Raw genomic sequence first — 25,144 nt, forward strand, 5'->3', positions numbered from 1 at the left:
CCCGCTGCCCTCCGGCACTGTTTTCCAGTGCGGAAAGCAGCGGGCTTTCGCGTCAGAAGTTGTTTTTATAGTCAGGGTGCGCCGAGTGGGCGCGGCTTTTTGCCGCCAGACAAGGCGGTTTTCCGCAGCAATCCTGATGGATTGCAAGGAAGAGCAACGCAGTATGGCAGCAAAAAGACCGTTCAGGCGGTGTGCAATGATTATGAAAGCAACTTCTCAGGTCTCGTTGGGGTCGAACTGCTGCCACAGTGTTTCAAACAGCTCGTGCACACGGCCCAGCTGACCGTTCAGATACAGCCAGCCCAGCAGGCACTCGAAGCCGGTGGAAGCACGGTATTCCTCCGGGGAAGCGTGCTTTGCCACGCTGGCCTTGCTGGCGTTGCGGCCCCGCTTGAACACGGCCAGTTCGTCCTCAGTGAACAGCGGCTCCAGCAGCTGTTCCTCCCGGAACTGTGCCCGGGCCGAGACATATTTGACCTTTTCTGCGTTGAGCTTTCCGGCAGACAGGCGGTGGTGCTCCACCAGACGCTGTCGCACCAGCAGTTCCAGCACGCTGTCGCCCACAAAGGCCAGCGCCAAGGGGCTAAGCTCCCGCGGGTCGATCTTTTCAGGTTCGTTCATAGTGACCTCTTAGAAGATATAATCGAACTGGTAATCGCCAATGAGAATGGTATCGTTCTCCTGCACGCCCTTTGCCACCAGAGCGTCCAGAATGCCGCTCTCGCCCAGCTGGCGCTGGAAGAACTGCAAGCTTTCGTAGTCGTCCACATTGCTGCCGGCCAGAATGTATTCCAGCCACGGGGCTTCCACGCTCCACACATGGGCTTCCATGCGCTTGATCTCAAACGCACGGTCGTTGGCCTTGGGTTCGGGCTTCTTGTACTCGGGAGCAAACACCGGCACCGGCGGGATATCCTTCAGGCGGTTATACACGAGGCCCGGCAGTTCCTTCACGCCCTGCATCGTAGCGGCAGAGATGGGCACAAAGGTCAAGCCCTTGCCCTCCACATACTTGCGGAAAGCTTCGATCTGCTCCTCGGTGGCCAGATCGCACTTGTTGCCAATGACGATCTGCGGACGCTCAGCCAGCACAGGGCTGAACTTTGCCAGCTCCTCGTTGATCTTTTCAAAATCTTCAATGGGTTCACGGCACTCGCTGCCAGAAACATCCACCACATGCAGCAGCAGGCGGCAGCGCTCCACATGGCGCAGGAAGTCGTGGCCCAGACCGATGCCCTCGCTGGCACCCTCGATCAGGCCGGGGATGTCGGCGCAGACAAAGCTTGCGCCCTCCGCCACGGACACAACGCCCAGCGTGGGCACCAGCGTGGTGAAGTGGTAGTTTGCGATCTTAGGCTTGGCTGCGCTGATGGTGGAAATGAGGGTGGACTTACCCACATTGGGGAAGCCGATCAGACCCACATCAGCGATCAGCTTCAGCTCCAGCGTCACCTGAATGTCTTCGCCGGGCATACCGGGCTTTGCAAACTTGGGGATCTGTCGGGTGGGAGTGGCAAAATGCGCATTGCCGTAGCCGCCGCGGCCACCCTTTGCAATGGTGACTGGGGTGTGGTCGGACAGGTCCGCAATGACAAGGCCGCTCTCGGCGTCCTTGATGACGGTGCCCAGCGGCACCTTGATGACAAGGTTCTCCGCGTTTTTGCCGTGGCACAGGCTTGCACCGCCCTTGCCACCCTCCGGGGCCACATACTTGCGCTTATAGCGGAAATCCATCAGGGTGGTCAGGTGATCGTCCACCACAAAGATGATATCGCCGCCGCGGCCGCCGTCGCCGCCGTCCGGGCCGCCAGCGGCCACGAATTTTTCACGGTGAAAGCTCACCGCACCGTCGCCGCCCTTGCCCGCGTGGAGCCATATCGTGGCGATGTCGATAAAGTTGGTTTGTGCTGCCATACAGCCCCTCCTTAGTTTTATATGTTCGTTTATTCCCCTTCCCTTGCCGGGAACTCCTTCCGGCATCGCTGCACGATGCCGCCTCCCTCAAGGAGGGAGGCTTTAAGGCCCCCTCCCCGAGGGGGCTGTCGCCACAGGCGACTGGAGGAGTTTCTGCCAGACAGTCAAAAAGAGAATTCTTCATCAAAAAGAGCCGGGCCACGAGGGTCCGGCTCTCTACGTTTTGCAGTTATCCGAAAGAAGTTACTGCTTGACGCTGCACTTCTTGCCGTCTTTACCCACGCGCTCGAAACGGACGGTACCGTCCACCAGAGCAAACAGGGTGTCATCGCTGCCCTTGCCAACGTTCTCACCCGGCATGATGTGGGTGCCACGCTGACGAACCAGGATGTTGCCGGCCAGAACGAACTGACCGTCTGCACGCTTGGTGCCCAGACGCTGTGCTGCGGAATCGCGGCCGTTCTTGGTGCTGCCTACGCCCTTTTTATGTGCCATTGTAATTTACCTCCTTAGCCGTTGATTGCAGTGATCTCAACCTTGGTGAAGGGCTGACGATGGCCCATACGGCGAGCACTGTGCTTCTTTGCGCGATAGGTGATGATGTTCAGCTTCTTGCCCTTGCCATTTTTGATGACCTTGGCAGTAACGGTAGCACCCTCAACAACGGGAGCGCCAACCTTCACAGAACCCTCCTCGCCAATAGCGAGAACCTGATCAAACTTCACTTCGGAGTCGGCCTCAACGTCCAGCTTTTCGATGTAGACGATGTCGCCCTGCTCCACGCGGTACTGCTTACCGCCGGTAACAATGATTGCGTACATTTTGTTCATTCCTTTTCGTTGTACTCGCTGGTCGTAAAGGCAGGCCCTTACACTGGGCCATTTCAGGCGCCCACACCACGCGGCTAGAATAGTATAGCAAAAAAACGATGGAAATGCAAGAGGAATTTTCCTCTTTCCGAAAGATTTTTTATTGTTTCGCCTTCCCGCTTTCCGCGATGGTGCGTTTTACTTCCGCATTGTAGGCTTCGGTGCGCTCCACGAACAGCTTACGCGGGCTGGAGGCCAGCAGTTCAGTATCTGCATCCGTCATCAGACCGATAACAGCTTTTTCTTTGCTCAGCTTATTGACTGCAGCTTCGTTGTCCGCCGTCATTGCCAGCTTTACCATCAGGGGCTTGTCCTTGAACTTGTGGGTAAAGTAAATTTCCGCAGCCATACCGACTACCACAGCGATACCTGCCACCAGCTGGGATGCCCGCAGACCAATGGAGGGCACCAGCATCAGACTGTCGGTGCGCAGGGCTTCGATCCAGAAGCGGCCCGCGCCGTACCAGATCATATACCGCAGGGCAATGTCACCGTTGAACTTGCGCTTTTTAATGTAACGGAACAGCAGGAGAAAGCCCACGAAGCACCAGATGCTTTCGTACAGGAAGGTGGGATGCACCGGCAGATTCGGGTCAATGGTCACGCCGCTCTGGGCCGTGACTGTGCTGCCCATCAGGTAAGCGCGGGTCGTTTCGCTGAACATGCCCCACGGCAGCGTGGTGTTGCAGCCAAAGGCTTCCTGATTGAAAAAGTTGCCCCAGCGGCCGCAGCCTTGTCCCAGCAGAAAGCCCATAGCGGTCAGGTCGAACATGGGCAGCACCGGCACGCCCCGCCTTTTGCAGGACAAGCCACCGAACAGAAAGGCGCCGATGATGCCACCGTAGATGGCAAGGCCGCCATCCCGAATGGCGATCATCTCCCAGATGCTTTCGTATTTAAAGGGTGCCATGGCCACATAGTAAGCGCGGGCGCTGGCAATGCCCAGCACGATGCCAATCAAGATCACGTCCACCATGCTGTCCGGGTCCACGCCGAACTCGATGCTGTGGCGGAACGCAAATACCAGCGCCAGACAGATGCCAAAGGCAATGCACACGCCATACCAGTAAATATTGAACCCGCCAATGGAAAGGGCCACGCGGTTGATCTCAAAGCTCAGGCCCAGCCCCGGGAACTGCACCAGATTTGTCATTCTGCTTCCTCCTCGTTCTCGGCCAGCGGCGCAGTGCCATCTGGCAAAATATCCATCACAGCCATGCGGTCGGTGCTGAGGATGTGCTGCAGCGCAGCGTCCGCATCCTCGGCAGTCAGCCCTGCCAGCATGGTGATCTGCTGCGCCACCGTCTGGCCGGAGAGGGCAAAGTCTGCCATCTGGCTGGCCGAGTCCTCCACATTTTCCAGATTTTCGATCAGCTGACCGTACTTTTCGTTCTTGCACAGGGTAAAGATCTCCCGGTCCACACCTTCTGCGCGGATGCGGGCGATCTCGTCCAGCAGCAGCTTCCGCACGGTATCCGGTGCATCGCTCTCGCCGGTGAACAGGATGCAGCAGCAGCCGTCCACCCGCAGCACTTCCCCGCCAAAGCCGGGGTTCACAAGGCCTCCGTCGTACAGGCGGCGGTACAGCGGCGACATGCCGCCTGTGATGCAGCTCAGGATCAGATCATACAGCGCTTCAGTACGCAGATCGTTCGGGGGCAACGGCTTCTCCTTGAAGCCCACGCCAAAGCAGGGTTTGGACACCGGCATTTTCAGGGTCTTATGGGCTGCCGCCAGCGTCATGGGTTCCGGCTTCCACAGCCGCTGCACCCTTTCGGTGCTGCGCGGTCTCATCAGGCCGTGGCGCTCACAGGCAGCCAGGATCTGCTCCATGGTAGTGTCGCCGGCAGCCGCCAGCACCATATTGCCCGGTGCATAGAAGGCTTTGCAGCTGTCGTAAAGCATCTCCGGCGTGATCTCAGCAATGCTCTCCACCGTGCCCGCGATATCGCTGCGGATGGGATGCTCGTGGTACAAGCACTCGAACAGGCCGGTGATGAGCCGCCAGTCCGGGCTGTCATCGTACATTTTGATCTCCTGCCCGATGATGCCCTGCTCCTTGGCGATGGTCTGCTCGGTAAAGTACGGATGCGTCACCATGCCCAGCAGCACGTCCAAGCTTTCATCCAGCTGCTGGGTCGCAGTGAACAGGTAGCAGGTGCGGTCAAAGCTGGTAAATGCGTTGGCATTGGCACCGGTCTTGGCATACTTTGCAAAGGCATCGCCGTCCTGATCTTCAAACATCTTGTGCTCGAGGAAGTGTGCCACGCCTGCAGGCAGATGCACCTCTTTGCCGTCCAGTCGGAAATCCCGGTCAATGGAACCAAAGCGGGTAGCAAAAATGACATGGGTGCTGGAATAACCCGGCATGGGCCGCACGATAACGGTCAGTCCGGAGGGCAGGGTCTGCCACTGGTCAGCCACGGTCTTTTCCAGCAGGGTCTGGTTATTCTGCGGCATGAGCGGCCACCTCCTTTGTGAGCAGATAGCTGACCGAGAGGGTCAGTTTGCGCAGGATGGCGCGCACATCGTCCTTGGTCACGGCCTGCAGAGCGGCGCGGGCTTCGGCGGGTGTCTGCACCTTGGCCGGGTCGCCGCCGCGCAGCACTTCAATGTAATACCATGTCTCGATGCCGCCCAAGGTATCCTCTACCCCCTGCATCCCGCTCAGCAGACCCCGACGGCAGTCCTCAAATTCATCGTCGGTGATGGGGCCATCGCACAGGTCGGCCAGTTCCTTCAAGATGGCCCGCTCAGCCCGGGCAGCGTCGGCGTGCTCCACGCCGCTGTTCACAGCCATGCTTCCGGTAAAGCTCTGGAACGAGGACGAGCAGTAGTAGCACAGGTGGTCACGCTCGCGCACATTCAGGAACAGGCGGCTGGTCACGCTGCCGCCATACAGCGCCATGGCAAGGCGGACCGCTGCCAGCTGCTCGGTGCGCATGGGTTCGCCCAGCGTGAACAGCATACAGAGCTTCGCCTGCACCATATCATAGGTTTCGGTTTTGTGCACCGGCTCCCGGCGGGGCATGGCAATGTTTTCCGCCAGCGGCAGCGGTGCGCGGTCAATTGCCGCAAGCTCTGCCAGCAGTGCATCCTTTACCGCAGCGGTCTGCTCTGCCGTGCAGCCCAGCACGATCAGTTCAATGTTGGCGGTGCGCAGCATCTCGTAATAGGCTGCGGTAAGCTGTTCCGGTGTCAGGCCTTCCACCTCTTCCAGATAGCCCTCCTGCCGCACACCCGCCGGGCTGTCGCCAAAGAATTCCCGGTTGGCCTGATGCAGGCAGTAAAGGCGCTTATCGTTGATCTCATCTTCCAGCGCCTTTTTCAGCATCTGCTTTTCAATGCCCACGGCTTCCGGATCAAAAGTGCCGCCCACAAAATACGGGTGAAAGGCCGCACCCAGTGCAATGGATGCATATTCCCTTGTAAGGCTCTCCCCTTCCAGCGCAAACTGATCCTTGATGCCGGTAACACTAACACACAGATTGTGGCTGCAGCCCATGGGCCGGGCATCCACTGTGAGGTCTGCACCGTAGAGCTTGGCCAGCTTTTTAGTCAGGCGGGTCATATCCGGGCAGTCGGCATAGCCGCGCTCCAGCACCAGCGGCAGCAGCGCATGTGCTGTGGCCGTTTCCCGCTTTGCCGGAAAGGCAAAGTGGACGCTGATGCGGCAGCGGTTGAATTTTTCCGCCGGGTCACAGGAAAGATGCACACCCGGCGCAATGAGAGTACGTTTCAATTTGTTCCTCCGCCCTGCTTTCACAGGGAGCTTTTATTTTTATGATGCCTTCTGCAAGGCAAGAAATTCTTCCAGACTCAGGCCGCTGGCACGGATGGCAAGGGCATTTTCAACGCCCACATACCGCCAGTGCCACGGCTCAAACACCACGCCGGTAGCAGCCTGCCTGTCCTGCGGATAGCGCAGGATAAAGCCGTATTCGGCGGCGTAGGCGGTGAGCCACTCGTAGGCGCGGGTCGTATCAAAGCCGGTATCACGGGTCGGGTAGTCCGTACTGAGGATATCCGCCGCATAGCCGGTGCCGTGATCATTGCATTCCGCAGGCGGCTGGATATCTGCCGCAAGGCTGGCGGCTTCTTCCTCGGTTTTGCCCTTTTCCAGATACTGCTGCTTCTGCGTCTCATAGGCCGCGCTGCGGACATCTGCGTCCTGATAGCCTGCCGTCAGCACCAGTGCAACGCCGTCCTCGGCCGCAGCCGCAGCCATTTTCTGGTAGGCTGCAGCTGCTTCGGCTTCCAGTTGGATACCGCTGGCTTCATCGGCATCGGCAAGGGCCGGAGAGGGTTCCTCGGTAAAAGGCAGATTGGTGTTCACCAGCACAAAGCGCTCATCGTCAGCATCAAAGCTGTAGCCGGTGCCATCGTAGCTGGCCGCATCAAAGCTCTGCGGCCCTGCAAGCATGGCGTTCACCTTTGGCAGCAGCCAGAGGATGCCTTTGGTCATAAGCGCCACAATGGCGGCGCAGACGAGAATGAGAATGGCCCAGTTGCGGGCCAGACGCAGCCGCTTGCGGCGCTTCCACTGAGCGCGGGTCAGGCGGGGCTTTGCTGCATTTCTATCAGTCGGTTCCATGGTGCGTTGCAGCTCCTTTTGCAGAATTTGCAGCGCACTGCGCCGCACAGATACAGTGTATATTATACACCCCTTTGCATTTTGTGTAAACGCCGGAAGTGTAAAATAAGTATGACCGTCCTCGTCAGCGGCCTTGCCCTCTCCGTCCGCTCACACTGTTCGCGTCCACCTCTCCCAAAGTGAGAGGCCTTGGCAGAACCAGAAAGTTTTTCTCTTCGCCAGAGGCTCTCCCTTTGGGAGAGCTGTCGCGTAAGCGACTGAGAGGGCGAGGCCGTCAACAAAAAGAGCGCCGTACAGCTTCCAAAGAAACTGTACAGCGCACAAAATTCATTTTTTTACAGATCAGTCAAACAGCATATCGTGGATCGCAGAAACAGCCTTGTCGGCATCGTCGCGGTTGATGATGCAGGAGATCTTGATCTCGCTGGTGGAGATCATCTTAATGTTGATGTTGTTGTTGGACAGTGCCTCAAACATCTTGGAAGCAACGCCGCTGTGGCTCTGCATACCGGCACCCACAATGGAGACCTTGGCGCAGGTGGTGTCCACGCTCACATCGTTGAAGTGTGCACTCTCCTTCAGCACGCGCATGGCCAGATCGGCTTCGCCCTCAGAGCAGGTAAAGCTGATATCCTTCTTGCCGTCACGGCCGGTGGACTGCAGGATGATGTCCACGTTGATGTTCTTCTGGGCCAGCAGACCGAAGATCTTGAAGCTCATGCCCGGCTCATCGGGAACGTTCAGAATCGTGATAACAGCAACATCAGTGTCTTTTGCGACACCCTTGATCAGCATACCTTCCATGTCTTTTGTAACCTCCTTGACCACCGTACCGGGCACGGGATTCAGGCTGGAGAGCACCTCCAGCTCCACATTATACTTTTTGGCCAGCTCCACGCTGCGGTTGTTCAGCACCTGTGCGCCCAGAGATGCCAGCTCCAGCATCTCGTCAAAGGTGATCTCATCCAGCTTGCGGGTGTTGCGCACCTTGCGCGGGTCGGCCGTGTAAACGCCTTCCACATCGGTAAAGATCTGGCAGCGGTCTGCGTGCAGGGCTGCTGCAATGGCAACAGCGCTGGTGTCGGAGCCGCCGCGGCCCAGAGTGGTGATGTCATCCATCTTGTTCAGGCCCTGGAATCCCGCCACAACGACCACACGGTTGCGCTCCAGCTCAGAAGAGATGCGCTCTGTCTCCAAGCGGGTGATGCGCGCCTTGGTATAGGCGCGGTCGGTGCGGAAGCCAGCCTGCCAGCCGGTCAGGCTGATGGCATGGCAGCCCAGCTCATTCAGTGCCATGGCCAGCAGCGAAATGCTGATTTGCTCGCCGCTGGCCAGCAGCATATCCATTTCACGGGCCGAAGGGTTGTGGGTGATCTCCCCAGCCTTGGCGATCAGGTCATCGGTGGTATCGCCCTGAGCGGACACCACCACAACTACGTCATTGCCCGCGTTGTGGGTGTTTGCCACAATGCGTGCCACGTTGAAGATACGGTCACGGTCCTTCACCGAAGAACCGCCGAACTTCTGTACGATCAACGCCATATCTTGTCACTCTCCTCTTTTTGTCCCTTTGTCAAAAGGGGTACACCGGGCGGAAGCGGTCAGCAGCGCCTTGCACTTCCCTTACCCATTTATCATTCCACCGTTGCGCCGGTGTTATCGGCATCCAAACGCAGCAATGTAAATGCTTCACATCCGTCCAGACCTTCCAGAAGCTCCAGACCCTTCTCCAGCTTGGAATAAAACTTTTCGGCCTCCGCCTTTTCCGCTACAGCCATCACGGTGCTGCCCGCACCGGAAACGTAAACAGCCTTTGCCCCGCACAGGCGTGCCATATCGAACACTTCCTTGGAGCCGGGCATCAGCGGCATACGGTAGGGCTGGTGCAGCTTATCCTCGGTGGCAATGGCCAGCAGGTCGTGTCTGCCCTCGCAGAAGGCGGCGGGCACCAGCGCAGCGCGCGAAAGGTTATATACCGCGTCCTTGTGGGAGACCTCTTTGGGCAGGGCCGCACGAGCGGCTTCCGTCAGCAGCTTGTAGTCCGGCACGATGGCGGCAAAGCACAGCGTTTCATCCACATTGCGCTTGACCGAGTACACCTTGCCATCCTCGAACACGCTGCTGGTCAGGCCGCCCAGAAGAGCCGGGGCCACGTTATCCGGGTGGCCCTCAATGGAGGTGGCCAGCGTGAGCAGCTCCTGCGTGTTGAGCACATCGCCCAGCATCCGGTTTGCACCCAGCAGGCCCGCAATGATGCAGGCCGAGGAAGAACCAAGGCCGCGCGCCATGGGGATGGGATTCGTCTGGGTGATCTTGAGGGGCGGGATCTGCTTGCCCACCTTCTCAAACAGACCCTTTGCCGAACGGTACACGAGGTTCGATTCACCGCGCGGGATGCGGGTACCGTCCGCAGACGAGATATCCAGCACTTCGCTCTCTTCAAAGGTGACCGTATTATACAGCGTCACCGCCAGACCCAGCGCATCAAAGCCGGAGCCGATGTTTGCACTGGTGGCCGGGACAGAAACCTTGATCTTCATAGCCGCCGCACCTTTCCTTATTCCGTTATCAGTTTTCTTCCGGCAGACGCTTGAGCACCAGCTTCACGCTGCCGCCCACGGCTTCCACCTTGCGGGCTGCTTCGGCCAGTGCCTTTTCGTCGGCGCGCTCCACAAAGTAAGCGCAGCCTTCGTATCGTTCGTCCACCACCCTGCCATAGCCGTAGATGGCTTCCACCACTGCCGGAGCAATGCCTGCTACACGCACATAATATGCAGCAGGAGCCGGGTCGGTGAGCATTCCCTCCACCGGCTCAGCAGGCTGCCAGAACAGGCTGTCGTGCACCTTGGAGCCATGCTTCAGGGCATCCACAACGTCGGCCACCACGGCGCTGGCGGTGGGCAGCTTGCCTGCGCCCTTGCCGTAGAACACCACGTCGCCCAGCATATCGCCCTTGACCAGCACTGCATTGAACACATCGTCCACGCTGGCCAGCTGGTTTGCCTTGGGCACCAGACACGGCTCCACACCGGCAGCCACGCTGCCGTCCTTGCCGCGCTTCATCCATGCGATCAGCTTGATCACACAGCCCAGCTTTTCCGCCGCTTCCACATCTGCCGTGGTAATGGCACGGATGCCGCGGGTGGGAATGTTCTGGGGGTAGATCTGATGGCCGCACACCAGCGAAGACAGAATGGCGATCTTGCGGCACGCATCACGGCCGTCCACATCGTCGCTGGGGTCCTTCGTCTCGGCGTAGCCCAGCTCTTGCGCGATCTTCAGCGCATCGTCAAAGCCCAGATTTTCGCGCACCATCTTGGTGAGCATGAAGTTGGTGGTGCCATTCACGATGCCCTCCACCTCGGTGATGACGTTTGCCGCCAGACACTGGTGCATCGGGGTGATGATGGGCGTACCGCCGCCCACAGAAGCCTCGAACAGGAAGGCACATCCGTGTTCTTTGGCAAGGCCCAGCAGCTCTGCGCCGTAGGTGGCTACCATCTCCTTGTTAGAGGTGCATACGCTGCGGCCGCTCTCAAGGCAGGCCTTTACATACGGATACGCAAAGCGGGTGCCGCCGATGGTCTCCACCACCACCTTGATCTCCGGGTCTTCCAGAATGGTATCGAAGTTCTTTATAAACAGGTGTGCATCCGGATGGTTTGAAAAATCCTTCGGGTCAAGGATGTACTTGACCTCCACCGGCTCACCTGCACGGCGGGAGACACCCGCAGCGTTGCGGCACAGTACCTCGTACACGCCGCTGCCCACCGTGCCAAAGCCCAGAATTGCAATTTTAGCCATTGTTGTTCTCCCTCGTTTTCTGAAGACTGCTTACAGATTGTACCCGCAGTGCACGCCTACCACCATACGCTGACGCGAAAGTTTTTCGGTCAGCTCTTCGGGAGTCATCTGCATGGTATCGGTGCGGATGGTGACTGCCACCAGTGCGGCACCGTTTTCCGGTGTGGACTGGTTGATGGTCACAATGCTTGCACCTGCGGCGCTGATGCCGGCCAGCAGGCTCTGCAGTGCACCGGTCTCGTCCCGCAGAGTAGCCATGACGGTGATCACCTCACGGCCATTCTCGGAGTCAAAAATGCAGTCCTTATACTTATAAAAAGCACTGCGCGAAAGATCGACTGCGCGGGTGGCAGCGGAAATGCTGCGTGCCTCCCCACTGGCCAGAAGTTCCTTGGCGCGTACCACCTTGAGAAAAACCTCAGGCAGCACCTGCGCATCTACCAGATAAAAGCGGCGTTCCAACTTGTTCACCTCACAAACACAAGTGTTCTTGCAGTGAATATAATAGCATCCGGCCCCCTGCAATGCAAGAGGTCGGATGCGTTTTTGTCAGATTATCCAGTTTTGCTGCGGCAAGCGCGGTATTTCCTTGCCGGATTCACCCCGCGCCGGTGCCGATAGTACGCCTTTTGTCCTTCATATGGCTACAGATCAGTCTGTATCCTGATTACCTGTATCCGCAGGAATGACATCCTGCTCCGGTGCCGCAGTCTCCGCAGGTGCAGCCGCTGCAGGAGCTGCTGCATGGGAGTAGTTGCAGGTACCAGGCAGATCATCGGCGCGGTAGTAGCCCACGGCGGTACTGGGGCAGGAGCCGCCTGCCAGCAGGCCGCTCTGGGTGCAGTAGCGGCGCTCCACCACACCGGCAGAGGTCGGGAATGCCTTATACGGCAGGTCTGCCTGCACCTGTTCCATCAGCGCCTTCCACGCCATAACACAGGTACGGGTCTTGGCCTGCTGCTTACCCAGCGTCTTGGTCATATCATAGGGTGCATCGTAGCCCCACCACACGGCGGTAACGTAGTACGGCGTGCCGCCCACGAACCACAGATCCTTTTCGTCGCTGGCGGTACCGGTCTTGCCAAAGGCTTCCATGCCGTTGGAGTTGGGGTAGCGGCCACCGGCGGTGCCCACGCTGGAGTACAGAACGTTCTTCAGCAGGCGGTTCATCACATAAGCGGTATCCGGGGTCAGGGCCTGATAGCTGGTGGAGTTGTTCTCCAGATAGATATTGCCGTCACGGTCCAGCACGCGGGTATACAGATGCGGGGTGGTGTACTGGCCATCGTAGAAGATCTGGAACGCAGCTGCCAGCGCCGTGGGCGTAACGCCATGGGTCTGACTGCCCATGACCATCTGCGCCAGACCCACATCGTTTACCGGGTCCAGCGTGTTCAGCTGTAGGGTGTTGTACACAAAATTGAAGATGTTGCTTGCGCCCACCAGATCACCCACACGCACCGCAATGGTGTTCAGCGAGCGGGCCAGACCGTTCCACAGCGGCACATCACTGTTGTCGCCGTAGTTGCCGCCATAGTTGCGGGGCCAGCTGCGCCATGCGTTGGGATAAGCGCGCAGCTGCTTGTCGGAAAGGCCCATCAGGCCGTTTTTGCGGCAGTAATCTTCATCGCGGATCACCATATCCTGCTTCTGATACAAGGGCGAGTTGTTGAGCATGGTGGACCAGTTCACCAGACCATACTCTACACCCAGTGCATACGCACCGATAGGCTTGATGGTAGAACCCGTCTGACGAGTGACACTGTAGGCACGGTTCAGCGAGAGGCTCTTGTTCTTTTCGCCCAGACCACCCACAATGGCGATCACATTGCCGTCATAGTCCAGCGTGACCATGGCTGCCTGAGTACGCACATTGCGGTAATAGTAAACGGTACCGTCGTCGCCGGTGCGGGTCTTGGGCGTACCGTCCTCGTTCATCACCTGTACATCGTCGTCCGAGATAGAGGTCACCTCTTCCTCATGCCAGCCGGCCGGGAAGTAGGCATCATCCGTGTTGAGCATCAGGTTTTCCATGGCGGACTGCACCTTGGTGTTCACAGTCGACTCAACGGTAAAGCCGCCGGTGTACAGCAGCTTCTGTGCCTCGGATTCCGAAATGTTTTCCTTGTCCATGATGTCCTGCACCAGCTCGGTGAACAGTGCATCGGTAAAGTAAGAGGTAACAGAAGAATTCTTCTTGGTATCCTCTTCCTCGGCCAGTACCAGCGGCTGGGCCGCTGCGTTGCGGTAGTCCTCTTCGCTGATCACGCCCTGCTGCCACATGTTGTACATGAGGAAGTTACGGCGGTTGATCAGGTTTTCGGGGTTGGTGTAGGGGTTATAGTTGGTGGGGTTTTTGGTGATGGACGCAATGGTCGCACACTCCCACAGGGTCAGCTGGCTGACATCCTTATTAAAGTATTCGTTGGCCGCAGTCTGCACGCCCTGAATGGTGCCGGTAAAGCTGATGGTGTTCAGGTACGCTTCCAGAATGGTCTCCTTGGAATAGCTGCGGCTCAGGCAGAGGGCGCGGTAGATCTCGCGCAGCTTGCGCAGTGCGCCTTCAATGCCGCTGGCGCTCTTGTCGTCGGTCAGGTTCTTGATCAGCTGCTGCTCCAGCGTGGATGCACCCTGCTTGGAGCTGTAGATGGGCAGCAGGTATTCGTTGACCATTGCGCCGATGGTGCGCTTGAAGTTGACGCCGGGCTCGTTGTAAAAGTCCTTATCCTCGGTGCAGATGAACGCATACTGCAGGTTCGTGGGGATCTGCTCCAGATCCGCCCACACGCGGTGGCTGTTGGAAGAGCGCAGCGTGGCATACTCCACCTGTGCACCGGTGTCCGGGTCGGTGGCCATCACCACACTGGACTGGCTCAGCTCAATGTTGTCCAGATCCAGCAGGTCGCCGTCGTTGGCGGTAGCCTGCACCACGTAATACACAGCACCCACTGCCACCAGACTGCCTGCCATGATGCCCAGACAGATCAGTGTAGCAATGGTTCGGCCAATGAAGCGCAGAATGGGATGTCTGCCCTTTTCACGGGGTTCCTTTGGTTCTTTGGGTTCCCGGCCGTGTTTGGATCCCGGCTGGGACTCCCGGCGGCTGTTGCTCACATTTACCTTCCGCCCCGCCGGTGCCGGGGAATGCCCCTCACCGGCACGGTTGATCTTTCTCATATCGGAGATAGAAATCGCCTCCTAACATTCAGGCTGCTTTTTCAGCGCCATGCGCTGGTACTTTTCCATCAAAGCGCACAGAACTGCACGCAATACCATATTATAGCACGTGCACAGAACGCGGGCAAGAACCAATCTTCGGCCCTGATAGGTCTAATCATCTGTAGTATAACACAATCTGCCGGACAAAGTACAGCATTCCCGTGTGAAAATTGACTGTGTCCCCCCGTTTTGGGGCATACTTCAGCCGGAAAGGAGCGTGTTTCTCCATGCGCAAACTGTGCACCTGCCTGTTCTACGGGCTGTGCGTATTCACCATCGTATTCAGCCTGTTCTGGATGGCCCTGCCCAAGCTCAGCCTTCCGGTGCCCGACCCCGGCAGCGAAGCACCGCCTTCCTCCGCAGCAGACCTTGCCGCACAGGCCATGCCGGAGCTTGCTGCCCAGAGCTACCGCCTGTGCGACAAAGGCGGGCGCGTGGCCGTTTACCGCTGCGGCACCAATGGCCAGCCGGATGTGCTTGTCACCGTCACCGGCATCTACACCAATCTTCTGCCGGAGAACGATGCCGTGCGCATCAAGCGCGGTGTGACCGTGTACAGCGAACGGGAACTGGACCTGCTGCTGGAAGATCTGGGCGGTTGAGTGCAGAATGCTCAATTTTTGTCGACTTTTACCGATTATTTTTATTGACATTCCGATGTAAAAATTATATAATGATAATAGAAGTAAAGTTTCTTAACCGCCTGCAGCGATCATAAAAGGAAGTGCGTCCTCATGTCAGAACAGATCACCCTCCATTACCAGTGCCGTCTTTGCGGCAAGCAGCTGGACCGCGGTATCCACCTCGGCCCGCCCAGCCCCGGCACCTGCAGCAAAGCCGCCAAGGTGGACGGCTTTCACGGGCCGCACCGCTGGGTCATTGTCTCTTTGCCCAAAAGTGCCTGATTTTTAACGCAAAAAAGACCTCCGGGAAAAGTGCCCCGGAGGTCTTTCTTAGTTTCAGGCTTCCATTTCTTCCAGCGGAACAAGGTAGGCCTTGCGGCACTCCTCGTATTCCAGCATGTAGTCCTTGGTGGGGTTGTGGTGCATGATGCTCTTGAGGGTGTGGGAGTCGTAGTCCTCGCCGGCATCCATGCCGATCAGGCGGGCAGCAACGTTGGAGCAGTGATCCGAGATGCGCTCTGCATTGTTCAGCACATCCAGGAACACGACACCCGTATCAATGGAGCACACGCCGTCCTTCAGGCGCAGGATGTGCTGGTCGCGCAGGCGCTCCGCCATCACATCGATCACCTCCTCCAGCGGTTCCACCTGAGCCGCCAGACGCATATCGTTGTTTTCAAAGGCATCGTTGGTCAGGTTCAGGATGCGGTTCAGTGCATTCTCCAGCAGCTGCAGCTCCTTGGTGGCGCTTTCACTGAAGGACGCTTCCTTTTCCTGCAGTTCTTCTGCCTTTTCCATAATGTTCACCGCATAGTCGCCGATGCGCTCGAACTCGGTAACAAAATTCAGCAGTTCGGTCACAGTGTGGCTCTCATCGTCGCCCAGCTCCTGATCGGTCATCTTGATCAGATAGTTGGAGATTGCCACCTCCATGCGGTCGATCAGGTTTTCACGCACCCGGATGGCGCTGACGGCATCCTCGTCCATCTTCAGCAGCAGCGGTGCAGCCAGATTCACATTGCGGGCAGCACGACGGGACATCTTGATCACAGCGCTCTTAGCCTGCTGCAGGGCCACAGCCGGGCTTTTGAACAGACGTTCATCCAGCACCGGCATGCTCAGCTCCTGTGCTTCCTCGGCACTGTCCGGCACGGTAAGCATGGCCAGCTTGGAAAGCACGCCGCTGCAGGGCAGGAACAGCAACATGGCGCACACGCTGGAAAGGGTGTGGATGTTTGCGATGGTGCTCTTGTTCATCACATCGTTCCACATGGGGATGCCAACGGTAAACTGCACCGCATACACCAGCGCCAGCAGGATCACGCTGCCAATGATGTTGAAGTACAGATGGATCAGTGCAGCGCGCTTGCCGTCCTTAGAGGAGCCGCCAATGGTGAGCAGCGGCGTAAAGGCCGTGCCGATGTGTGCGCCCAGAATAATGGGGATGGCAGAGCTGAAGGTGACCAGACCCGTGCTGGACAGTGCCTGCAGGATACCCACCGATGCCGAGGAAGACTGGATGATCACCGTGACCACCACGCCCACCAGAATGCCCAGAACGGGATTCGTCATGGTAACGAACAGATTCTGGAACACGGCGCTCTCACGCAGAGGAGCCACACCGGTGTCCATCAGGCTCATGCCGGTAAACAGGATGCCGAAGCCCAGCATGATCTGGCCGATGTTCTTCTTTTTAGCGCTGCGCAGGAACACATAAAAAATGCAGCCGATAAACGCCACCACGGGCGCAAAGGTCTTGGGCTGGATCAGTGTCAGCCAGAGACTGTCACCGGAGATATCCGCCATGCGGATCAGCTGGCCGGTAACAGTGGTACCAATGTTTGCACCCATAATGACACCTACCGACTGCGTAAGGGTCATGATGCCGGAGTTTACCAGACCGACACAAATAACGACCGTGCCGGCCGAGGACTGGATGACACCCGTGATGAGGGTGCCGAAAATAACGCCCTTGAGCGTTGAGGAGGTCAGCTTTTGCAGCACGCCCTGCATTTTGCCGCCGGCCAGCTTTTCCAGACCAGCGCCCATAATGGACATGCCGTACAGAAACAGCGCAATTCCACCCAACAGAGAGGTAATGTGTGTGATATCCATAACGATACTCCTAAAAATGATCTTCCTTTTGATCCTTGTACATCTGCCCTGCCCGCACACCGGGCCTGCTTTATCCGGCAGATGCTGCGGCCTGCCGCTCTGCTGCACAGAACGGCGCACAATGACCGCGCTTGGATTTATTATATCATTTTTTATCCTGTCACAACAAGGTTTATTTTACAAGAAAATCACTTTTTCTACACAATTTTCCGTCTCTTAATGAATTCGTGCTCTTTCTTTTTCAATTATTTTACATCAATTTTACATTTGCGCCGAAGTCCCTGCCTGTTTGCGGGCGCTTACTCTGCCAGTTCTTCCATTGCTTCCCGCACCGTATCGGCCGAAAACAGGAACACTCCGCTGCCGGTGTATACTTCCACATGGCTTCCAACATAACGCAGTTCAAAATCTTTCATCTGTGTTCCCTCCTGTATCTCGTTTTTTGCAGCTTTTCAGAACGTTTTTGTTCCATGGCTGTATTATCGCACACAACAGGTACCATAAATCGGATCTTCAACGCATTTTGCAGACAAAAAGCCGCCCGGCTCCAGATGCGGAACCGGACGGCTGGCCACCTATTTATATCGTTCAATGCACAGCGGCATATTCCGGGATGCGCTGCTCATGGGCCTGCTGCTCCGTGCGGGCCTTCTCATAGCAGTAACGGATGATTGCCTGCCTGCGCACGATGCCAATGAAGATGCCGCGGTCATCCACAACCGGCACAAAGTTCTGGTTCATGGCCGCTTCGATCAGCTGATCCATGCTGGTGGTCACGGTGACAGCCTTGTAGTCGCGCTTGTGCGGGAAGGCCGAAATGGGGATATCCTCAGCCGCTTCCAGATCCAGACCATGGAACTTTTTCAGCCCCCAGAGAATGTCGCCCTCGGTCAGGGTGCCCACATATTTTCCCTGCCGGTTGAGCACCGGAATGGATGCGTAGCGGTTATTCTCCCACTTTTCCAGCGTCTGCCGAAGGGTAAAATCGTCGTAAACATACATCAGATCCTGCTTGGGTGAAAGGAAAAACAAAATATTCATGACAACAGCTCCTAAACATTGTTCCACGCGCCGTGCGCAAAAAATAACGCAGTTCGTCCGCACAAGCGGGACCCTGCGCCGCAGTCCCTATCCTTGTTTTTATTTTAGCACTTTTTCATAGTCAGATAAAGAGTTATCACCCACCTTTTATATTTTTTTAACAGATTGTTTGCTTTCTTTCGTCATACTTTCGGTTTTGATAAAAAGCAACCAGCGTCCGTTATGCTATCACCTTCCCGGTGCGAAACCGCCCGAACCATGCCGCCAATGCAGAAACCTGCGCAAAAAGTTGATATACCAGCATTTTGCGCTGTACAAGCGCGCCCCAAAGTTGTATAATAATGTGGGTGTTTTTCGGCGCAGTATGCGTATCTGTCCGTCGCTGCGCCCCAGACCTTGAATGTGTTTTATGAAAATAACATAAAGGAGCAGAGCGACTATGATCACTTCCCGTTTCCCTCTGGGGGATGTCAGCTTTACGTCCGGGTATTTTGCTACTCTGGTAGGTGAAGCAGCCAAACAGTGTTACGGTGTTGCCGCAATGGCACCCCGTGATATGACCGATGCCGTCAGAAGCATGGTGCACGGTTCTGATTACCCGGAAAAGGGTGTCCGTGTCACGCAGGAGGATGGTCGTCTGGTGATCGAACTGCACATTGCAGTGAGCTATGGCCTGAACATTTCTACCGCTGCACGCAGCATCTCTCACCGCGTCAAGGACGAGGTAGAGCAGGCTACCGGCCTGAAGGTTGCCCGCGTTGTGGTTTCGGTAGACGATGTGATCGCCTGATTTTTGTTGGTTCATCCGAATGCGCCGGGCTTTTCCGGCAAGTACAAGGAGTAAAAAAGAATGATTTCTGGTAAGATTTTGCGTGACGCCATTATCTCTGGCGCCAACAACATCAACAATCAGCGCTCCCGCGTGGACGAGCTGAACGTTTTCCCTGTTCCTGATGGCGATACCGGCACCAACATGGGCATGACCGTGGGTGCTTCTGTGCGCGAGCTGGAAGCATTGGACGACAGCTGCACCGTGGGTGAGGCTTCCAAGACCGCTGCTTCCGCCATGCTGCGCGGTGCACGCGGCAACTCCGGTGTTATCACCAGCCTGCTGTTCCGCGGCTTCTCCAAGGCGCTGGAAGGCAAGAAGGAAGCCACCGCTGCCGACATTGTCGAGGCCCTGAAGAAGGGTGTCGAGGGCGCTTATAAGGCCGTTATGAAGCCCACCGAGGGCACCATCCTCACGGTTGCACGCATTGCCTCTGAGGAAGCTGCTGCCTGCGGTGCCGAGGATGTGCCCGCTCTGTGGGATGTGGTGATGACCGCCGGCCAGAAGGCTCTGGAGGACACCCCCAACCTGCTGCCTGTTCTGAAGAAGGCCGGCGTTGTGGATGCCGGCGGTCAGGGCATCATGGTCATCTTTGAGGGCATGGGCAAGGTGTTCCATGGCGAAGGCATCGTGGCAGGCGGCGAGGCTGCTCCCAACAAGGCAAAGCTCTCCACCGAGAACGCCGGCAAGGGTGTGTTCACCGACGACCTGATGAAGGTGGAGGACATCAAAAACGGCTACTGCACCCAGTTCCTGATCAACAAGTATGAGGGTGCAAGCGCCGCAAAGATGCGTGCCTTTGCAGAATCCAACGGCGACAGCGTGGTGTGCATCGAGGATGACGATGTGATCAACCTGCATGTGCACACCGCTGACCCCGGCAAGATCCTGAGCGAAGCCATCAAGTATGGCTACCTGACCAACTTCAAGATCGAGAACATGCACGAGCAGTTCCTGGCCCGTCAGAAGCAGGGCAAGAGCCTGGAAAAGCAGGCTTCTGCTGAGAAGGCCCCTTCTCAGTCCAGCGAGTTCGTCTACGCTGCTGTGGACCCCAGCCGTGACTATGGCTTTGTTGCCGTTGCCGCCGGTGAAGGCCTGAAGTCCGTGTTCACCGATCTGGCTGCAGACGCAGTGGTCTCCGGTGGTCAGACCATGAACCCTGCCACCGAGGATATCCTCGCCGCCATCCAGAGCGTGCCCGCAAAGACCGTGTTCGTGCTGCCCAACAACAAGAACATCATCATGGCTGCTGAGCAGGCCCAGAAGCTGGCCGACCGTCAGGTGGTCGTTCTGCCCACCCGCACCGTGCCCATGGGCATCACCGCCATGCTGAACTTTGATCCCTCTGTGAACGCCGAGACCAACACCATCAACATGATGGCTGCTGCCGACAAGGTGTCCACCGGTCTGATCACCTATGCTGCCCGCGACAGTGAGTACGACGGCAAGCGCATCAGGAAGGGTGAGATCATGGCTCTGGAGAACGGCAAGATCGTTTCCACCTCCAACGATATCACCAAAGCTACCTACCGTCTGGCACGCGGCATGTGCAAGAAGGATTCCAGCTTCGTCACCATCATTTCCGGCTGCGACGTGAGCGATGAGGATGCCGAGAAAGTGACCGAGATCGTAAAGGCAAAGTGCCCGAACCACGTTGAGGTCAGCCACATCCGCGGCGGCCAGCCCGTTTACTATTATATGATCAGCGTGGAGTAAACACTCCCCCGTTCTGCTGAATTTTTAAGCACCTGCGATTTTTGCCGCGGGTGCTTTTTTAAAGCAAAAGTGCCTGCACAGCTAAAGCCGTGCAGGCACTTTTGCTTTCAGGATCCTCAGAAGAAGCTCACCTGACTGCTCTCCGGCAGGTCGCCCAGAGCGCCCACCTGACGCAGACGGTCCAGAATGCTGCTGCCGACGCCGGAAGCCTGCTGCAGCTCTTCCACCGAGATATATTCTTCGCCGTGGATGGTCACCTTTTCCAGTGCATCGGCGGCAGCACCGCCAAGACCCTTCAGCGAAGAGAAAGGCAGACGTACCTTGCCGTCCTCCACCACATACTTGGAGCCGCGGCTCTTGCCCAGCTCAATGGGCAAAAACTCGTAGCCGCGCACCAGCATCTCGTTGACGAGCTGCAGGCTGACCAGCACATCCTCGTCCTTGGCGTTCTTCTCTTCCTTCAGGCGGCGCTTGACTTCTTCCATGTGGGCGCGGGCCACTGCCGCACCGCCCACAGCGGCTTCGTAGTCGATGTCGTCGCCGCGTACGGTAAAGTATACCGCATAGAACTCCGGCGGACGGTAGATCTTGAACCACATCAGACGAATGGCCGACATCAGGTAGGCCACGGCATGGGCCTTGGGGAACATATACTTGATCTTGCGGCAGCTCTCGATGTACCAGTCCGGCACCTCGTGCTCCCGCATGGCTTCCTCCCAGCCATCCTTGAAACCGCCCTTGGCCACCTTGCCCTTACGCACGGCCTCCATGATATCAAAGGCCATCTTGGGTTCCAGACCCTTGCGCAGCAGGTACAGCATGATGCTGTCACGGCAGCCAATGACCTCCGCAATGGTGCAGGTGCCGCTGCGAATCAGCTCGTCCGCGTTGCCGGTCCACACATCCGTGCCGTGGGACAGGCCCGAGATCTGGATCAGTTCGGAGAAGTTCTTGGGGCGTGCCTCCACCAGCATACCGCGCACGAAGTTGGTGCCCATTTCCGGGATGCCGAAGGTTCCGGTCTGGCTGTCGATCTGTTCCGGGGTCACTCCCAGCGCTTCGGGGCTGGTCAGCAGGCTGTACACCTTGGGGTCGTTCATGGGGATGCTGTCGATGGGGATTCCGGTGTACTCCTCAAAATACTTGTAGAAGGTGGGCATATCGTGGCCCAGTTCGTCCAGCTTGAGCAGGGTATCGTGCAGGTACTTGAACTCGAAGTGGGTGGTCAGCAGGCCGCCTGCCACATCATCCGCCGGGTGCTGGATGGGACAGAAATCGTAGATCTCGTAGGTGTCCGGCACAACGACCATGCCGCCGGGGTGCTGACCCGTGGTGCGCTTGACACCGGTGCAGCCCAGAGTCAGGCGGTTCTCCTCCGCATGGTTCACCGTGCGGCCGCGCTCATCCAGATATTTTTTGACATAGCCGTAGGCGGTCTTGTCCTGAATACCGGACACGGTGCCTGCCTTGAACACGTTGGCTTTGCCGAACAGCTCCTCTGTATAGCGGTGCACATTGGACTGATATTCGCCGGAAAAGTTCAGGTCGATATCCGGCTCTTTATCGCCGTAGAAGCCCAGGAAGGTCTCGAAGGGAATGTCGTGGCCGTCCACCAGCATCCGGGTGCCGCAGTTGGGGCAGTTTTTATCCGGCAGGTCAAAGCCGTCGTCCACGCTGCCGTCGGTGATGAACTCGCTGTGCTTGCACTTGGGGCAGCGGTAGTGGGGCGGCAGGCTGTTCACCTCCGAGATGCCGGAGAAGTGGGCCACGGCCGATGAGCCGACCGAGCCACGGCTGCCCACCTGATAGCCGCCCGCGTTGGAATAGGCCACCAGTTTGACTGCAATCACGTACAGCACGGCGTAGCCATGGCCGCAGATGGAGTCCAGCTCCTTCTGCAGCCGCTTTTCCACAATTTCGGGCAGCGGGTCACCGTAATCGCGCTTGGCGTGTTCCCACGTAGCATCGCGCAGCTGCTGCTCTGCGCCCTCGATGCTGGGCGGGTAGGTGCCGCGCGGGATGGCACGAACATTGTTGTCGATCATCGCCGCGATCCTGCGGGGGTTCTTCACCACTACCTCGTAGGCTTTTTCCTTGGGCAGATAGTAGAACTGCGCCAGCATATCCTGCGTGGTGCGGAAGAACAGCGGCGGCTGGTTGTCGGCATCTTTAAAGCCGTTGCCCGCCTGCAACACAGCGCGGTAAGTCGCGTCCTCCGGCTCGGTAAAGTGCACGTCGCCGGTAGCAATGACCGGCTTGTGCAGGTCCTCGCCCAGCTTGATGACCGTGCGGTTGAAGTTTTTGATGTCCTCTTCGCTGTCCACCTTGCCGTCCCGCACCATGTAGGCGTTGTTGCCCAGCGGCTGGATCTCAAGAATATCGTAGTAGGACGCGATCTTTTTCAGTTCTTCATAGCTGGTGCCATCCACGATGGCTCGGTACAGCTCGCCGGCTTCGCAGGCGGAAGTGAGCAGCAGGCCGTCCCGGTATTTGTTCAAAAGGCTCCGGGGCACCCGGGGCTTTTTGAAAAAGTAGTTCACATGGGCTTCGCTGACGATCTTGTACAGATTTTTCAGGCCCATCTGGTTCTTGACCAGAATGATGAGGTGGTAATACTTCTTTTTCAGCACCTCGCGGTTGCCGCCAAGGCCGGTGTTGATCTCACTGACCTTTGCTACCTGCTTTTCTTTCAGGTCGTTCAGCATGACCCCGAAGATGCGGCCCAGCGCGGCAGAATCCTCACAGGCACGGTGGGCTTCGTAGGCAGGCAGCTCCAGATGCTTGTTGATGGTGCCCTGCTTGTAATTGTGCAGGCCGGGATACATGGCCTGCGCCATGGTTAGGGTGTCGATATAGGTCGGCTCCAGCTTGATGCCGCTGCGCTTGGCGGCGGCGCGCAGGAAACGCATATCAAAGGCGTGGACGTTGTGGCCCACAAGGATGCGATCTCCCGCAAATTTGAGGAAGGCTTCCAGCGCTTCCTTTTCGCCGGGGGCATCCGCCACCATTTCGTTGGTGATGCCGGTCAGCTCGGTGATCTTGGGGGTGATGGGCTTGCCGGGCTTGACAAAGGTATCAAATTCCTCCACCACTTCGCCGTTTTTCACGATGACGGCACCGATCTCGGTCATATACTCCACGCCGGGGTCAAGGCCTGTGGTCTCGGTATCAAAGACGCAGAACTCCCCGTCTAGCGGCTGATCCTTCACACCGTATACACAGGGGATCATGTCGTCCACGAAGTAGGCTTCGCATCCATAGATCAGCTTGAAGTCCGGGTCTGATTTATGGATATCGTCCGCTGCCAGCATGGCTTCCGGGTAACCCTGACACACACCGTGGTCCGTGATGGCAACGGCCGGATGCCCCATGCGGTGGGCCAGCTTGACGATGCCGCCGGGGTCACAGAAGCCGTCCATGCTGGAAAGCTTGGTGTGCAGATGCAGCTCCACACGCTTGACCGGTGCGGTATCCTCCCGCTTTTTGCGCTCCACGATGAGCACATCGTAGGGGTAGACGATATAATCGTGTTCGTACTTGTCGTAGGAGCAGTCGCCGCGCACGATGAGGGTGGTGCCTTTGCCAAGGCTCTCCCACTTGGAGCAGTCCTCACCTTCCTGCGCGCGGATCTTCAGGTTGATGGAGCCCTGATAGTCGGTGATGGATACGGTATAAATTTTGCGGAAGTTTCCCTTGACCTCCGAGAAGAACACATCGCCCCAGATCGTGCACTTGCCGCCCTCGCCGCCAAGGTCTTTCAGCGGGGTGAGGTTCTTGGGGGTGAACATCTTGCCGTGGAAAATGGTGACGGGCTTATCGGTCAGGTCCAGACCATCCACCTTAATGGACGGTGCTGTGTTCTTTTTCTCAAACTTGACCACCGGTGGCGCAATCTTGCGCTCCAGCTTTTCTTCCATCTGGTGCTGCTCGGCTTCGCTTACAGCGCTTTGCAGCGTTACCTGCGGCGTTACCCCGGTGTGGGCCGCAATGCGCTCTGCAAGCAGCTTTTCAAAGTGCATCTCCTGCAAAAACTTGGTGCCATGGCATACGCCGATGGTGATCTTCTGTCCGATGATGTTGATCTTGCACCGGTCCAGAAAGCCGTTGATGGGCACGCCGTCCCGCTTCATCTCTTCCATCAGATCGCGCAGGGCCGCTTCGTCCAGCATGGCATAGCCAAACAGGTTCTGGATGCGCAGCTCAAAGCCCTCATAATCCGGCTGCAAGGATGCCAGCAGCCGGGCACAGAGATTTTTGTCCAGCGGCGCACCGCTGCGCAGGGTAAAGATGACCTGCCGCTCCTGCCGCAGCATCTGCGCATGCTCCACAATGACCTGCCCGAAGCAGGCCGCAAATGCCGGGTCCACCATGAACTGCGGCCACAGGTTGGATACGAGTGGTGTCACAAATGGTACTCCTT

General features: G+C 57.6%; 20 protein-coding genes. 4 read left to right on the top strand and 16 right to left on the bottom strand.

Annotation, left to right across the window (positions count from 1 at the left end; translation table 11 throughout):
• Positions 1-216: 216 nt before the first annotated feature.
• From DXA66_RS00105 to DXA66_RS00165, 13 genes are all read right to left on the bottom strand, one after another.
• On the bottom strand, positions 217-621 hold the full coding sequence (locus tag DXA66_RS00105) for a Mini-ribonuclease 3 (protein WP_097775375.1): 405 nt from the start codon (positions 619-621) through the stop codon (positions 217-219).
• Positions 622-630: 9 nt separating this feature from the next.
• Positions 631-1,914: a GTPase ObgE gene (gene obgE / locus DXA66_RS00110; RefSeq protein WP_097777632.1), complete on the bottom strand. Its 1,284-nt coding sequence runs from the start codon at positions 1,912-1,914 to the stop codon at positions 631-633.
• Positions 1,915-2,157: 243 nt separating this feature from the next.
• Positions 2,158-2,409, bottom strand: a complete 252-nt coding sequence (gene rpmA, locus DXA66_RS00115) for a 50S ribosomal protein L27 (protein WP_005945908.1) — start codon at positions 2,407-2,409, stop codon at positions 2,158-2,160.
• A 14-nt stretch (positions 2,410-2,423) separates the two neighbouring features.
• On the bottom strand, positions 2,424-2,735 hold the full coding sequence (rplU, locus tag DXA66_RS00120; protein ID WP_044954216.1) for a 50S ribosomal protein L21: 312 nt from the start codon (positions 2,733-2,735) through the stop codon (positions 2,424-2,426).
• 148 nt (positions 2,736-2,883) lie between these two features.
• Entirely contained in the window at positions 2,884-3,936 is a 1,053-nt protein-coding gene (gene lgt, locus DXA66_RS00125) for a prolipoprotein diacylglyceryl transferase (RefSeq protein WP_118526011.1), read from the bottom strand.
• Positions 3,933-5,243 (bottom strand): EF-P 5-aminopentanol modification-associated protein YfmH, encoded by a 1,311-nt coding sequence (yfmH, locus tag DXA66_RS00130; RefSeq protein ID WP_118526013.1) that lies wholly within the window; start codon positions 5,241-5,243, stop codon positions 3,933-3,935. Before yfmH ends, lgt begins: the two co-directional genes overlap by 4 nt.
• On the bottom strand, positions 5,230-6,525 hold the full coding sequence (locus DXA66_RS00135) for a pitrilysin family protein (protein ID WP_243088999.1): 1,296 nt from the start codon (positions 6,523-6,525) through the stop codon (positions 5,230-5,232). Before DXA66_RS00135 ends, yfmH begins: the two co-directional genes overlap by 14 nt.
• Before the next feature lie 39 nt (positions 6,526-6,564).
• A complete protein-coding gene (locus tag DXA66_RS00140; protein ID WP_118526017.1) occupies positions 6,565-7,377 on the bottom strand; it encodes a D-alanyl-D-alanine carboxypeptidase family protein in 813 nt (270 codons plus the stop codon).
• 342 nt (positions 7,378-7,719) lie between these two features.
• Complete coding sequence (locus DXA66_RS00145; RefSeq protein WP_005945897.1) at positions 7,720-8,919, bottom strand: aspartate kinase; 1,200 nt, start codon at positions 8,917-8,919, stop codon at positions 7,720-7,722.
• A 92-nt stretch (positions 8,920-9,011) separates the two neighbouring features.
• Positions 9,012-9,917 (bottom strand): homoserine kinase, encoded by a 906-nt coding sequence (gene thrB, locus DXA66_RS00150; protein WP_005945895.1) that lies wholly within the window; start codon positions 9,915-9,917, stop codon positions 9,012-9,014.
• A gap of 28 nt (positions 9,918-9,945) precedes the next feature.
• Entirely contained in the window at positions 9,946-11,181 is a 1,236-nt protein-coding gene (locus DXA66_RS00155; RefSeq protein ID WP_005945893.1) for a homoserine dehydrogenase, read from the bottom strand.
• Positions 11,182-11,211: 30 nt separating this feature from the next.
• Positions 11,212-11,652 carry an ACT domain-containing protein gene (locus DXA66_RS00160; protein ID WP_005945891.1) on the bottom strand — a complete coding sequence of 147 codons (441 nt, stop codon included), beginning with the start codon at positions 11,650-11,652 and terminating at the stop codon, positions 11,212-11,214.
• Positions 11,653-11,832: 180 nt separating this feature from the next.
• Positions 11,833-14,358, bottom strand: coding sequence for a transglycosylase domain-containing protein (locus tag DXA66_RS00165; RefSeq protein WP_118526019.1), 2,526 nt, complete (start codon positions 14,356-14,358; stop codon positions 11,833-11,835).
• 269 nt (positions 14,359-14,627) lie between these two features.
• On the opposite strand from DXA66_RS00165, the gene DXA66_RS00170 reads away from it, so the two are divergent.
• Positions 14,628-15,002: a hypothetical protein gene (locus DXA66_RS00170; protein ID WP_097775368.1), complete on the top strand. Its 375-nt coding sequence runs from the start codon at positions 14,628-14,630 to the stop codon at positions 15,000-15,002.
• Between the two features lie 132 nt (positions 15,003-15,134).
• Positions 15,135-15,305, top strand: a complete 171-nt coding sequence (locus tag DXA66_RS14190) for a hypothetical protein (RefSeq protein ID WP_154255643.1) — start codon at positions 15,135-15,137, stop codon at positions 15,303-15,305.
• A gap of 54 nt (positions 15,306-15,359) precedes the next feature.
• Here DXA66_RS14190 and DXA66_RS00175 read toward each other — a convergent pair whose 3' ends face one another.
• Both DXA66_RS00175 and DXA66_RS00180 read right to left on the bottom strand, forming a co-directional pair.
• Positions 15,360-17,138: a Na/Pi cotransporter family protein gene (locus tag DXA66_RS00175; RefSeq protein ID WP_118526021.1), complete on the bottom strand. Its 1,779-nt coding sequence runs from the start codon at positions 17,136-17,138 to the stop codon at positions 15,360-15,362.
• A gap of 588 nt (positions 17,139-17,726) precedes the next feature.
• Positions 17,727-18,179, bottom strand: a complete 453-nt coding sequence (locus tag DXA66_RS00180) for a CBS domain-containing protein (protein WP_097777622.1) — start codon at positions 18,177-18,179, stop codon at positions 17,727-17,729.
• Between the two features lie 439 nt (positions 18,180-18,618).
• Here DXA66_RS00180 and DXA66_RS00185 point away from each other — a divergent pair, with 439 nt between their 5' ends.
• Both DXA66_RS00185 and DXA66_RS00190 read left to right on the top strand, forming a co-directional pair.
• Complete coding sequence (locus DXA66_RS00185) at positions 18,619-18,969, top strand: Asp23/Gls24 family envelope stress response protein (RefSeq protein ID WP_005945874.1); 351 nt, start codon at positions 18,619-18,621, stop codon at positions 18,967-18,969.
• Positions 18,970-19,029: 60 nt separating this feature from the next.
• Positions 19,030-20,724, top strand: a complete 1,695-nt coding sequence (locus DXA66_RS00190; RefSeq protein WP_097777621.1) for a DAK2 domain-containing protein — start codon at positions 19,030-19,032, stop codon at positions 20,722-20,724.
• A 116-nt stretch (positions 20,725-20,840) separates the two neighbouring features.
• On the opposite strand, the gene DXA66_RS00195 is transcribed toward DXA66_RS00190, so the two are convergent.
• On the bottom strand, positions 20,841-25,094 hold the full coding sequence (locus tag DXA66_RS00195) for a PolC-type DNA polymerase III (RefSeq protein WP_118526512.1): 4,254 nt from the start codon (positions 25,092-25,094) through the stop codon (positions 20,841-20,843).
• Positions 25,095-25,144: the final 50 nt, after the last annotated feature.

Origin of the sequence: Faecalibacterium sp. OF03-6AC (assembly GCF_003478175.1) — a bacterium.
GTDB classification, from domain to species: Bacteria; Bacillota; Clostridia; order Oscillospirales; family Ruminococcaceae; genus Faecalibacterium; species Faecalibacterium taiwanense.

What these genes read in the sequence shown, in the direction of transcription:
- DXA66_RS00105 (WP_097775375.1), bottom strand. Translation starts at nt 621, where the DNA reads ATGAACGAACCTGAAAAGATCGACCCGCGGGAGCTTAGCCCCTTGGCG.
- obgE (WP_097777632.1), bottom strand. Translation starts at nt 1,914, where the DNA reads ATGGCAGCACAAACCAACTTTATCGACATCGCCACGATATGGCTCCAC.
- rpmA (WP_005945908.1), bottom strand. Translation starts at nt 2,409, where the DNA reads ATGGCACATAAAAAGGGCGTAGGCAGCACCAAGAACGGCCGCGATTCC.
- rplU (WP_044954216.1), bottom strand. Translation starts at nt 2,735, where the DNA reads ATGTACGCAATCATTGTTACCGGCGGTAAGCAGTACCGCGTGGAGCAG.
- lgt (WP_118526011.1), bottom strand. Translation starts at nt 3,936, where the DNA reads ATGACAAATCTGGTGCAGTTCCCGGGGCTGGGCCTGAGCTTTGAGATC.
- yfmH (WP_118526013.1), bottom strand. Translation starts at nt 5,243, where the DNA reads ATGCCGCAGAATAACCAGACCCTGCTGGAAAAGACCGTGGCTGACCAG.
- DXA66_RS00140 (WP_118526017.1), bottom strand. Translation starts at nt 7,377, where the DNA reads ATGGAACCGACTGATAGAAATGCAGCAAAGCCCCGCCTGACCCGCGCT.
- DXA66_RS00145 (WP_005945897.1), bottom strand. Translation starts at nt 8,919, where the DNA reads ATGGCGTTGATCGTACAGAAGTTCGGCGGTTCTTCGGTGAAGGACCGT.
- thrB (WP_005945895.1), bottom strand. Translation starts at nt 9,917, where the DNA reads ATGAAGATCAAGGTTTCTGTCCCGGCCACCAGTGCAAACATCGGCTCC.
- DXA66_RS00155 (WP_005945893.1), bottom strand. Translation starts at nt 11,181, where the DNA reads ATGGCTAAAATTGCAATTCTGGGCTTTGGCACGGTGGGCAGCGGCGTG.
- DXA66_RS00165 (WP_118526019.1), bottom strand. Translation starts at nt 14,358, where the DNA reads ATGAGAAAGATCAACCGTGCCGGTGAGGGGCATTCCCCGGCACCGGCG.
- DXA66_RS00170 (WP_097775368.1), top strand. Translation starts at nt 14,628, where the DNA reads ATGCGCAAACTGTGCACCTGCCTGTTCTACGGGCTGTGCGTATTCACC.
- DXA66_RS14190 (WP_154255643.1), top strand. Translation starts at nt 15,135, where the DNA reads ATGTCAGAACAGATCACCCTCCATTACCAGTGCCGTCTTTGCGGCAAG.
- DXA66_RS00175 (WP_118526021.1), bottom strand. Translation starts at nt 17,138, where the DNA reads ATGGATATCACACACATTACCTCTCTGTTGGGTGGAATTGCGCTGTTT.
- DXA66_RS00180 (WP_097777622.1), bottom strand. Translation starts at nt 18,179, where the DNA reads ATGAATATTTTGTTTTTCCTTTCACCCAAGCAGGATCTGATGTATGTT.
- DXA66_RS00185 (WP_005945874.1), top strand. Translation starts at nt 18,619, where the DNA reads ATGATCACTTCCCGTTTCCCTCTGGGGGATGTCAGCTTTACGTCCGGG.
- DXA66_RS00190 (WP_097777621.1), top strand. Translation starts at nt 19,030, where the DNA reads ATGATTTCTGGTAAGATTTTGCGTGACGCCATTATCTCTGGCGCCAAC.
- DXA66_RS00195 (WP_118526512.1), bottom strand. Translation starts at nt 25,094, where the DNA reads ATGGTGGACCCGGCATTTGCGGCCTGCTTCGGGCAGGTCATTGTGGAG.